The 12,052-nt window shown below is 46.1% G+C and carries 8 protein-coding genes; 6 read left to right on the top strand and 2 right to left on the bottom strand.

Translation table 11 applies throughout. From position 1 onward, the window contains the following. Positions 1-95 precede the first annotated feature (95 nt). Positions 96-512, bottom strand: coding sequence for a YraN family protein (locus K2Y22_00245; GenBank protein MBX9876862.1), 417 nt, complete (start codon positions 510-512; stop codon positions 96-98). Between the two features lie 62 nt (positions 513-574). Here K2Y22_00245 and serS point away from each other — a divergent pair, with 62 nt between their 5' ends. Next, the gene (serS, locus tag K2Y22_00240; protein ID MBX9876861.1) at positions 575-1,864 is read left to right on the top strand and encodes a serine--tRNA ligase; all 1,290 of its coding nucleotides are present in this window, start codon (positions 575-577) and stop codon (positions 1,862-1,864) included. On the opposite strand, the gene K2Y22_00235 is transcribed toward serS, so the two are convergent. Beyond that, on the bottom strand, positions 1,854-3,452 hold the full coding sequence (locus K2Y22_00235; protein MBX9876860.1) for a glycosyltransferase family 39 protein: 1,599 nt from the start codon (positions 3,450-3,452) through the stop codon (positions 1,854-1,856). The two genes, serS and K2Y22_00235, sit on opposite strands and share 11 nt — an antisense overlap. 277 nt (positions 3,453-3,729) lie before the next feature. Here K2Y22_00235 and K2Y22_00230 point away from each other — a divergent pair, with 277 nt between their 5' ends. From K2Y22_00230 to K2Y22_00210, 5 genes are all read left to right on the top strand, one after another. Beyond that, positions 3,730-5,220, top strand: a complete 1,491-nt coding sequence (locus K2Y22_00230) for a PLP-dependent aminotransferase family protein (GenBank protein MBX9876859.1) — start codon at positions 3,730-3,732, stop codon at positions 5,218-5,220. Between the two features lie 16 nt (positions 5,221-5,236). Then, complete coding sequence (gene pdxS / locus K2Y22_00225; protein MBX9876858.1) at positions 5,237-6,130, top strand: pyridoxal 5'-phosphate synthase lyase subunit PdxS; 894 nt, start codon at positions 5,237-5,239, stop codon at positions 6,128-6,130. Between the two features lies 1 nt (position 6,131). Further along, the gene (gene pdxT, locus K2Y22_00220; protein ID MBX9876857.1) at positions 6,132-6,791 is read left to right on the top strand and encodes a pyridoxal 5'-phosphate synthase glutaminase subunit PdxT; all 660 of its coding nucleotides are present in this window, start codon (positions 6,132-6,134) and stop codon (positions 6,789-6,791) included. Positions 6,792-6,837: 46 nt separating this feature from the next. Further along, on the top strand, positions 6,838-8,307 hold the full coding sequence (locus tag K2Y22_00215) for a hypothetical protein (GenBank protein MBX9876856.1): 1,470 nt from the start codon (positions 6,838-6,840) through the stop codon (positions 8,305-8,307). 118 nt (positions 8,308-8,425) lie between these two features. Further along, positions 8,426-12,049 carry a hypothetical protein gene (locus K2Y22_00210; protein ID MBX9876855.1) on the top strand — a complete coding sequence of 1,208 codons (3,624 nt, stop codon included), beginning with the start codon at positions 8,426-8,428 and terminating at the stop codon, positions 12,047-12,049. Positions 12,050-12,052 lie beyond the last annotated feature (3 nt).

The following is a 12,052-nucleotide window of genomic DNA, read 5'->3' as shown; positions in this document are numbered from 1 at the left end:
CGCACCAATCTAAGAATTTATAGGGCTCTACAGGCTAACAAATGCACACTGTCATGTCACTGGGAAAATCACTAAGTAGATTGGATTTTTCTCAGTTAGAATGCTGATTGCACCTGAATAATCTCCGGTTGACCGACAGAACCTTCAGAAACAGCTTTCCTGTCGAAGGCAATAGCAATTGCGTCAAAACGGCAAGGGGTCTCGCATAGCCCATTGCGAGCGAGGTAAATTCTGGCTGATGTAACAATTTTTTGCTGCTTTCTGTAGGTGATTGCATCGAAGCCGTTCTGGACGGAATTGTAGTCTGACTGCTTGTAACGAGTTTTGACCTCGACAAAGACAAAAAGCCCATCAGGACTGAGTGCTATGAGATCGACTTCGGCAAAACGCCCAGCCCGCCAGTTGCGAGCCAGGATTCTGTATCCCTGTTTTGTGTAAAAATCGGCAGCCGCATCCTCGCCAAGTCTGGCAAGATGTCCTGCAGGCGCCTTACCCTTTGTATATAATGGCATTTCACCCTCCATCAAACGCCCTTTCTATAAAGACGTTTGAGCATCCAAAAAGTTCAAAAACTATGCTCGATTTGAAATTAATTCGTGAAAACGCCGCCGAGGTTGAAAAGGCCCTTGCTCGTCGCAATGGTCAATTCAGCGTGGCGGAGCTTGTTAAGGTTGACCAACGCTTTCGTGATTTGCAAACTCAATGGGAATTGCTGAATCAACGGACTAATGAAATATCCGAGCTTTTCAAGACGGGCAAAGCAGACAAGAGCCAGATTGAACAACTGCGCGCCGAAAGCAAAGAGCTTAAGGGCAAGCGCGAAGAGATTGAAAAAGAGAAGGTCGCCCTCGAGGAAGAGTTGGATTCGTTGCGTCTGGGTATTCCTAACCTGCCTCACGAAAGTGTTCCTGATGGCAAAGACGAAACAGGCAACGTTGAAATTAAGACCTGGGGAAAAATCCCGGCGATAAATAATCCTAAGCACCACTGGGAATTAGGAACAGAGCTTGATGTCTTTGATTTTGAGCGCGGTGTAAAAATTGCCGAATCACGTTTCACGGTACTCATGGAAATGGGCGCTAAGATGGAACGTGCCTTGATGAACTTTATGCTCGATTTGCACAGCAAGCGTGGCTATCGTGAAGTATTTCCGCCCATTCTTGTTAATCGTGATTGCTTAATTGGCACAGGTCAGTTGCCTAAGTTCGGCGAAGACCTGTACAAGTGTGCCGAAGACGATCTTTTCTTGGTGCCGACAGCAGAAGTGCCTGTAACCAATTTATATCGTGATGAGATTTTAGAAGAAGAGCAATTGACCATCAATCATTGCGCTTACACCCCAAATTTCAGACGTGAGGCAGGAGCTGCAGGCAAAGACACGCGCGGATATATTCGCCAGCATCAATTCAATAAAGTTGAGCTGGTCAAATTCTGCGTTCCTGAAAAATCTTTTGATGAACTAGAAGCTTTGACTCTAGATGCAGAAGCAATTCTGGAAGCACTTGAGCTGCCTTACAGACGCGCATTACTTTGTGCCGGCGACATGGGCTTTAGTTCGCAGAAAACTTTTGACATTGAAGTGTGGTTTCCAGCTCAAGACAAATATCGTGAGATAAGTTCGTGCAGTAATTTCGGCGACTACCAAGCGCGCCGGGCTAATTTGCGCTACCGTCCAACTGACGGTGGCAAGCCGCGCTTTATGCATACGCTTAACGGCTCAGGTCTGGCTATTGGCAGAACACTTGCCGCCATTCTGGAAAACTATCAACAGGCAGATGGCAGCGTCAGATTACCGACAGCCTTACAGCCTTATTTGGGCGGGTTAACTGAGCTGCGTCCCAAGAAGGACAGCGTTAAGGTATAAGACTGACTTTGACTAAATTCCACGCCCCTTCGTGTCTGACTGTTTGAACACTTGTTTTGAACGGCAGCAATCGGATATTTTGTAGTTTTTTGTCGCTGATAAGGATTTGCATACCGTCTTTGTTTTCGATGAGTAGTTTGGCAAAGTGTTCATCGGAAGTAATTGGTGGCACGGCGTAGTGAGTGTAGAAGGAAGCCGATGGTTTCAAGCTTGTGAAAACCATTGGATGGATGTCGGCACTCTTGCACCAGATGACGAGATCTTGGAAGTCTTTGAGATGCGCGCGTTGGTAGAGAGTGAGAGTCACCGGTACGCAGATTGCTACAGCGATGAGGCTGCTGGCAGTAAGAAGCATAATGGCTGTTTGCAATTTGTTTTTGACTAATAGAATTAGATAAGCAAGCCAGCTCAATACCAAAGCAATGGCGACGATTGTCAGCGATGCAAATGGCTTTGCTTCCTGAGCAAATTTTCCCATAGCTAGAATTGGCATGATGGCGGCAAGAGTGAGCATTATTGGCGCGGTCCAAAAGATATCTTTCACGCGACCTCTTTGGATGAGTCTGTCGATATAGATACCAGTGACAACGGCTGCAGTCGGTAGAACTGGAATTATGTACGTGGGTAATTTAGACGGCACAATTGAGAAGAATAGAAAAATAGCAGCACTTGATAGAAAACAAAAAATTGTCAGTTGTTGGTTTTCGTTGAAGCGATCTCTCAAGCTCTGGATAACTTGTTTTGTGCTTCCAATGATGAATAGTGACCAGGGGAAAGTGCCGGCTAACACGACCGGAATATAAAACCAAAATGGTAATAAGTGATCAAGTGTGCCGGAAATTCTAGAGAAAGTTTGCCTGCCGAAAAATTCTTGCAAGAATGCGCCTTTGGTAATTATTGATTCTGTTATGTACCAAGGTAGTGAAACTACAAGGACTATCAAAAGCCCGACGAATGGATTGAGCCGTAAAACTGATTGCAAGAATTCCTTTGGCGAGCGGCTGGTTACGAGTAGATACAGCAAAAGACCAATGCCGGTTAGGAAAAGTCCAATCGGACCTTTTTGAAGAACAGCTAGCCCGGCTACTACATATGCAGGGTAAATGAGCCATGCGCGACTTGTGCGCAGTGCTGAAAATAACAAAGCGGCTGATGCTGATACGAGAAGCGCTAACGGCATGTCGGTCAAAGCAAAATGTCCGACGACCAAAAATAAGGGTGAGGACAGAAGTGTAATAGCAGCTAAAAATGCAGCACGCTGGCTGACAAATTGGCGGGAAAAGACAAATGTTCCTAAGACTAGCAATGTACCGCACAGGGCGGAGGGAAAACGAGCGGCAAATTCACTTACTCCGAATAACTTGTAGGAGCCAATGATGAGCCAGTAGACAAGAATGGGTTTTTCCAGCCATGGCTTGTAATTGAGATGGGGAGTTAAATAGTCACCCAACTCCAGCATTTCGCGCGCGCCTTCTGAATACCAGCCGTCGCTTGGGTCGAAAATTCCAAAGCTGCCTAGCAGAGGCAGGAAGCAAACTGCGGACAGGAATGTCAAAAGTAGTAAGAGGTTTCCATCGGTCTTTTTCATCGCACCACTATACCTAAATAGAAGCGTGAGTGGCGTTCCAAATGATTAATTGGCTGGATTGACAGTCCAGCCAATACTTTGTACGCTGGGATTATGTTGGCTGAGCCAATTGCCTCTGGTAGGGAGGCGGAGCCGGTTGGTTTCTGGGAGTGGTAGATAAATTGGCTGGATGGATTGGCTGGATGGAAATGAGAAAAATTACATGAATTGGCTGGGTATACTCTCTGACATAGGCAAAAGCTCAAAGGACAAGTCGAGTCCAATGTATGAGCAAATCATGCGGCGGATTGACGATGCCATCGTGTCCGGACAATTGCCAGACGGTACAAAAATGCCAACCAACAGGGAATTGGCAACCTTGTTGAATGTAGATCGTTCCACAGTCGCCAGAGCTTATCTTGAATTACAACTTGCCGGACTTATTGAAAGCCATGTCGGTCGCGGTACTTTTGTCAAAAGTGGTGGACGAAGTCTGCCGCCAGTCAAGCCTGTGAGTTATACAGCAAATGTTTCATTGCCTATTGCGTGGTCCGAAAAGTTTGCTCGTTCAAAAGATGCATCGTATTCATTGTTTAGTCGTTTGCCGATGCAGCCTCTGCCTAAGGAGGCTATTGCCTTTACCAATTCCATTCCGAATCAAGAGCTTTATCCATGGCAAGAGTTCCAAAAAATTCTCGCAGGATTTAACAGCCAGGACAGGCTCGCCGAATTGTTTGCCTTCAGTGCTCCCGATGGTTATCCACCACTGATTGCTGAAATTCAAAAAATACTGAAGAAACAGGGAATTGATGTCGGTAACGATGAGATATTGATCGTCAACGGCTCTAAACAAGGCATTGATATAGTCACATCGACTCTGGTTGATCCAAGCGATGCCATTATTGCTGAAGAGCCGACATATCACTTAGCCCTCTGTGATTTTAAGTCCAGCCAGGCTCGCTGCATGCCATTGCCTATTGATGACAGCGGATTACGTGTCGACATGCTTGAGAGTATGCTTGTGAATCAGAGAGCAAAACTTTTATATGTGACACCGTCATTTCAAAATCCAACTGGAACAACAATTTCGCTTGAGAAAAGACGCCAGTTACTGCAAGTGGCAGAACGTTATCAATTACCAGTATTAGAGGATAATGTTGTCGGTGATTTGTATTATGGCAAACCGGGACCACCACCTTTGAGAGCACTTTCCGGACCGAATAGTCTGGTCATTCATCAAGGGACAATTTCAAAAACCCTTTTTCCAGGCTTCCGTATTGGCTGGCTATTGGCACCGAAAGAATTGATGGGTCGTCTGCGGTCTACTAAACGCATGCGCGATGTGACAACCAATACTATGTCGCAAGTCTTGCTTGCTGAGTATTTGAAGCGTGGACTCTATGACAAGCATCTGGAAGACGTTCGGCAATTATATGGACGCAGAAAGGATGCCATGCTTGCCGCATTGGATAAGCATTTACATGGCGAAGTTACTTGGACTAAACCGGATGGCGGTATGTCGCTTTGGCTGCGTCTGCCGACAGGATGTTCTTCGCGTGATCTTTTAGCCTATGCGGAAAGAGAAGGAACAGCATTTATTCCAGGCGATGTGTTTTTCTTTGCCGGTGATAGACAGGAATATTTGCGACTATCATTTGTGCAAATTGATGAAAGAAAAATTGAAGAAGGTATTCAACGACTGGCAAAAGCTATACGACTTTATCTGAAGACACGTCTAGCAACCAGAAATTCAAAGGACTTGTTATTAAGGGATCCTGCATTAACGTAAACTGAGGTACAAGAAAATGGTTACTCAAATCAAAACAGGTACAAATCTAGTTAAGAAAGCTTTGCCGCAAATGCTCAAAGGTGGCGTAATCATGGATGTGGTTAATGCCGAGCAAGCGAAAATAGCTGAGGAAGCCGGTGCTGTTGCCGTTATGGCATTGGAGCGCGTACCTGCCGATATTAGAATTTCCGGTGGTGTTGCTCGCATGAGCGATCCGGAACTTATCGCAGGCATTATCGATGCCGTGTCCATTCCAGTGATGGCTAAAGCACGCATCGGGCATTTTGTGGAAGCACAAATTCTTGAATCGCTCGGTGTTGACTGTATCGATGAAAGTGAAGTATTGACACCTGCTGATGAGGAATACCACATCAACAAGAAGGAATTTACGATTCCATTTGTATGTGGCGCGCGCAACTTGGGCGAAGCTCTTCGCAGAATTGGTGAAGGCGCAGCGATGATTCGTACAAAGGGCGAAGCCGGCACAGGCGATGTTGTCGAAGCGGTTCGTCATGCTCGCACTATACTTGGTGAGATAAGAAAGTTGACTGTAATGGCTCCTGAAGAGCGTATGACTTACGCTAAGGAAATTGGCGCACCGTTTGAACTGGTCAATCAAGTAGCTGATGAAGGCAAATTGCCTGTGGTTAACTTTGCCGCCGGCGGCATTGCTACACCGGCTGATGCCGCATTAATGATGCAACTTGGTGTTGACGGTGTATTTGTCGGCTCCGGCATTTTCAAATCCGGCGATCCGGCTAAGCGTGCTTTGGCAATTGTCAAAGCAACAACATTCCACAACGACCCTGAAATACTTGCGCAAGTTAGCCGCAATCTGGGTGAGCCAATGGTCGGCCGTACAGCTAAGAGTCTAACTCCTCAAGAAGCCTTGGCTCTCAGAGGGTGGTAACATGCCGACAACTCGTCCTGTAGTTGGAGTTCTGGCTTTGCAAGGTGCGGTCTCAGAACACATGCGTCTTCTTGACGCATGTGGAGCCCACCCTATTGAGATAAAGCGTAGCAAGGAATTGGCCGCAGTCGATGGACTGATAATTCCAGGTGGCGAGTCTACGACAATTGCCAAACTAACAGGTGCCGAAGCCTTTGATGCAATCATGGATGACATCCAGGAAAGAGCCCTTGCTGGAATGCCTGTCTATGGCACCTGCATGGGCTCAATTTTCCTGGCTAAGGAAATTGAAGGATCCAATCAGGGGCGCTTGGGCTTGATGGACATAAGAGTCAGACGTAACGCTTTTGGTTCGCAGCGATTTAGCTCAGAACGAGAAGTACCTATTCCACAATTGCGTGACGAGCCATTCAACGCTGTGTTCATTCGTGCGCCCATAATTCTTTCCTGCGGTCCATCTGTGAACGTTATGGCGTCGATTGAGGAAGGTATAGTTATGGCTCGCCAAAATAACTTGCTGGTTACAAGCTTCCATCCAGAACTTACTGATGATGCGCTAGTGCACCGCTATTTCCTCTCAATAATCTCAGAAAACAACCGCAACCTTAAATCTGGTGCGGTTTCTACGCGTTCTAGCGTAATTGCCCCAGTTTCAACATAGAAGGGAATACTTATCATTCTGCCATCAGTTTGCTCTCGAGGATGCAATGGCAGACAAAATTAGCAGTCGTGAAATTGGATGGAAGGCTAGTGAACAAAGCTTGGCTCATACCCGATTGCATTCCGAATCTGGTTTTTGGTCTGATGTTGCTAAAGGCACTCTTTCAGAAGCTGGGCGCTCTATAGACTTCAGCAAGGGCGAGTCCTGGAATGCGATAGGCACAGGTGCTGCATTAGGCATTGGTCTAAAGTGGATGTGTAACACGGTAAGACCTGCTCCTACACGAATAGTTGGACAACTAATTACGTCTGCTATTGGACTTAGCGGTGTTGCTTATACCGGACAGACTCTGGGACAATTGGGTCATCTAAAAGACAAAGCCCTCATGTCTGGAGACTATGCAAGTGGCGTTACTGCTGCACAAGCAATAACTGGAAAGTTTCTTGCTGACAATATTCTTGGTGCCATTGGCGGTTCGATAGGACACTTATCGGAACCACATTTGAACAATCTCGTTCATTTTGCCGGACGAAAGTCGAATAGTCCATATGTGGCTGCAATGGTTCCTGCCGGAGCTAGCGGTGGACATGTGTCAGAGTCGCCATTCCATTTGGCGATGAGTAAAGCTCCTGAACTTCATACGATGCAGAACAAACAATTGCCTCGGTGGGAAGCTAACGTCGAGCCTATAGTAAAACCAACCGGCAAAATCAAAGTGGAGAAGATTGGCGAAGCTGTGGTGCCGGAGAATGTAAAGGCAGCCATTCGGGAAACGGAAGCAGTATTCGCTGAGAATAAAACAGTCAGCGAGTGGTTGCATGAATTATCGAAAGATACTCATTTTACCGATATATTTCATCCTGATTTGATCGGCACGTATGCGAGACATCTGAAAAATCTTCCTTTGCGGTGCCAGAGGGGAGACATCGAGTATGGTGGAGAATCCATAGTCTTTAGACGGGGACAAATGCAAATTCAAGTTCGTGACGTTGGTCGTTTTGAAGACGGCAAATTTATTGCTGCGGAACCCAGACCTTTAAGCTCACTTCAAAGTAACAGACCTGAAATGGCATGGAATCAAGTGACAAACGGACCTCAATCCGACAATCCAATATTTCACGATGAAAAATTGATGAACTCAGTGTTCAAGATAACAAAGACGGCCGTGCCGGATGACTTTGCGCCATTCACTGAACTTACAGGCACCAGAGCTTTTGAGGTGCCGAGAACTTCACCTCTCTGGTCGAAGCGATTTGAGGAAGGCTGCAAGAAGAACCGCTCCAAAAAATCATACTTCTATTTTCAGGAGAAAGTTGACCCTGTGATGCTGAATGATAAGGATCCTCGAGTGCACCGTCTGGCAGGGCAATTAAGTGACGCCGGATATGTCTTTTGGGATAATCACAAGCGCGCTGCCCAAACCGGCCTGGACAAAGATGGAAATCTCAAAATGCTTGATTATGGCGCTACCTTGCCGGAAGACTCACCATTTTTCAATATCTTCGACAATAAGTAACCTGCCGGATTAAATCTTGTGGGAATTTCACGTATCACAGCGTGTTTGTCCCAGTGACTATATAGGTACGAATCTCTATTATCTCTGCCAAGGATTTTGTGCTTAGCAGAGGAAGCAGATGACAGAGAAATTCAGCGAGTCACGGGATAATGCAAATAAGCATTCAGTTGAGCATAATCTGGCTCAAAGTCTTTTCTCCGATGGAAATTTTTGGCTGGATACCGCGAAAGGTCTCCTGCCGCAGGCAAGCGAATCTCTTCAAGAAGGTGTGCGCACTGGGGAAGTGTGGGGCGCGTTGGGTGAGGGTGCGGCTTTAGGTATTGGTCTATCCTGGATGACAAACCAGCTAAGACCTGCTCCTGTCCGTATTATTGGCGGACTTATAAATACAGGTATTCTTGGTAAATTTGCTTGGGACTCCGGACAGACTGTTGGACAGTTGCTAGATCTTAAGAAGCACGCATATGAGTCAGGCAATTACAGAAATAACGTTTCCCGGGCTCAGAAACTGTCAGGCAAGTTTGTTGCAGACAATGCGGTCGGTATTTTAGGCGCTCACATAGGATTTGTGGGCGAGCACGGCATACATCATGCTATGTCTAGCTGGAAGGGTAAGCCTCAGCTTGCCTCTACTGTTCCTGTTGGCTTGGAAAGTAGTGGACATCCGCTAGGCAATCCGCACGATGTGGCCGAGTCGCCTTTCTACATGGCGATGAGCAAAGCTCGTCGAAATAAGAAGGCACAACAGCGTGCTAATCAAAGTCTGCCGGAAACTAGAACAGAGTCTACTAAAGCGGCCGATTCATCAAGCAAAGCTGAAACAAAAACCAACGAAATAGATCTCAGTCCAAAGATTGAAACGTTTCAACTGCTGAATGAGCAGGCGATACGTAAAGGCAGACCGGCTGATACGGAAACATTTGAAGATTTGTCTGCTGTAAAACGACAACGCGACAAAGAAGCGTTTAACGTCTGCCGCAAGAAGGCTTCTGATGACCTTGGTGCGGAGTTGTTTAGCAATACTCCTAAGGAAAAGAGAGGAGTATTCCTGGATGAAGTGCGATCGCTAAGGCGCGAAAAGAATGACGAGACCTTAGCTGAAATGCTGTTGAGCAGTATTGAGACGTCTGCCGCGCCGCATATTGTTGAGGCTAGGGTTGACAGGGCTCTGAATGCCAATAAGATTTTCGCCAGTGAAATTCTGCGTGCTGCAAAGGATGCTCCGCTTGTTCGTGATTTGTTCATTGAGGCTCGCAAGGGACTACGCGATAACAAATATCCTGAGGATGCCTACGTTGTTTTTGTTGATGAAAAAGGACGTTTAGTTACTTTCACGAATGACCATGTTGCCGGGCGGACCTTCAACTATCCCCTTAAGGATATTGGAAGAGGCGTTGTCGACTTTAACTTGATTGGTAGCGATATCGTTAAAGGAGCAGCAATTTTCGGCTCTCCACATGTTGGCAACAGGCCACTTCTAGGAATTGTCGGCGAAGTGCCTTCTCGACTTGCCGATTGTGGTAATTACAAAGAGTTTTTCCTTACTTCTCGATTAGATAAGAAGCTTAGTCAGTTTGATTTCAAGACAGATGTCCATCGCGAACTCAAATCCTTGGAGCCTCAGGCACCCTTGGTGGTTTCAGATGTCGTTGTGGAGGCAAATGTACCTAAATGCGAAGACGGTGTTTGTTCTATAGAAGCATCATTTATTGAAAACTTGCGTGCTAAAGTTCTATCTCAAAAGTCAGAGGCTAAGGATATAGCTGACCCAGCAGGTAGGTTTGATCCACTAGCAGCGCTAGAGAAGGAAGAAAAAGGTCTTTTAGATCAATTAGCTATGCATGAGCAGGCAAGAGCAGATGGAATACAAACTGGGTTGCTCAACAAGAAACAGCGCAAAGTAATTGATAAACGCTTGTTGGCTATCAAAGATGAAAAGTCGGCGCTAGGACCTGTTTCTGAAGAGACAGTATCGGCAACTTTGGAAGCGATTGAACAGGCAAAACCTGAGTCAGCGGTCACCACTAATACGATGAATGCGGCTCCCATTAATGCTCGTGCAAAGGAATACCTCGACATCGATCTCGAAGCACGCCTTCAGGGATCACCAGAGGGTATTTACGGTCGGATAATGGGAATTGAGCCAGGATTTAAGGAGCAGTTGCCTAAATCCAAGCAAGAGCATTTTGCCAAGAAAGCTGACGAGGCTGCTGCAGGGCAGTCTGAAAGTACGAATTCAGTACCGCAAGAGCAAGCAGCTCATGAGTCTCAGACCAAGAGCGAGTCCCAGGTCGAAACGTCAGTAGAAAAGCCGCAAACACGACAGAAGAAGTTCTATAACAAAGATGATCATGACGCGATGGAATTAGATTTGCGTCTGGAAAATGAACTTCTTGCTGATGCTTTTGCTTCGGCAAATGCAGGAAGCAAAGAAATTCCTGGAGATAAACTGGTCTTTTTCGTACGCGACGGCAATCTGATAAAGCGTGTCAACTTCGCTGATGCTCATGGCAATGAACGTCCGATGATGAATACGAAGCTTGATTTCCATTTTGGCAAGGTTCCTGTTGAGTTATTGAAGAATTCCGTTATAGGTTGGGCGAGAGTTGCGCCAAAAGTTAGAGACGGCGAAATTGTCTATCGCCAAAATGCTCGTGGTGGTAGACCGCAAGCAGATACTGAAGTAGTCGAGGTTGGTGGAGAAGTTCCAGGCTCCATGAAAAGGGCTCTCGATCAGAACAAGGAAGTGTCCTACGGCGATTTGATGAGAGTTCCAGGTAAGGTTGTTTCAGAAGCTAAGGCCGCAGAAAGTGCCGCTGAGGCGATATTGTCCAAGCTTGTCAAAGAAAGACGTGTTGTAGAGGGTAGATTATATGACCACTATCGCAACGAAGAAGGTCGTGTATTGTCTCCTGAAGAATTTGAATCAGTGACCCTTAGGTATGAAAAGATCAAAGAGTTGATTGCAAAACATGAACGTAATTCAACAGTCAATGACTCTTTGGAATCTACAAGCGCTTCGATAGCTGACCAGTTTGCTTTGAGTCCAGCTGAGCCCCGGGTTTTAAAATTCGAACAAGGCGACAGGCTTCCTGCTGATATCACAAGTCAATTAGAGTCTTGGAGATCTAATCCGAGAGGAAGAACTCAACCAGATGATAGAGTGCCGAACGATGCTGAGAAACTAGATGCACTGGTGCACGTTGCTTATAATGCTCATAGCTTCTCCAAAGAATTGTTTGCTCAAGGAAAATATGCCGAAGCAGAAGCCTGGGCTATGACTCTATACAATATGGTCAAGGCAGCAGATAGATCCGAGAGGTTTGACTCTGAGGATAAAGTTAGAGTTTTAAGTTGGCTTGGAGAAGTATTCCGAGTTCAAAACAAGATGAATCAAGCAGAAAGCTGTTTGAAGGCGGCAAGGTTAGAGTTGGAAAAGATCTCTAAGGTTGCTGATGCCAAAGCTCTTGAGGCAAGTATACTTGAAAGTTACGCTAAGCTCCTACGCGCTGAGACAACACAGTCTCGATTGCAAGAAGCCAGACAGTGTGAAGCATCTAGAAGAGACATAATTGATGGTTTACTTAGTGAGGGCAAGGATCCAAATTCAGGTGTTGATGTTTGGAAAAAGGCGCTTATTTCAATGCGCGACCGACGCACTCTAAAAGTAAGCATGGAAAACAATGCCAAGTTGCTGGATAGAAGTCTTCAAATTCTCAACTGGTTTGGTATCAAGTTGTAGAAA

This window comes from Candidatus Obscuribacterales bacterium, from assembly GCA_019744775.1.
Taxonomy (GTDB): domain Bacteria; phylum Cyanobacteriota; class Vampirovibrionia; order Obscuribacterales; family Obscuribacteraceae; genus SBAT01.
This window is presented reverse-complemented; position numbering and strand designations above follow the sequence as displayed.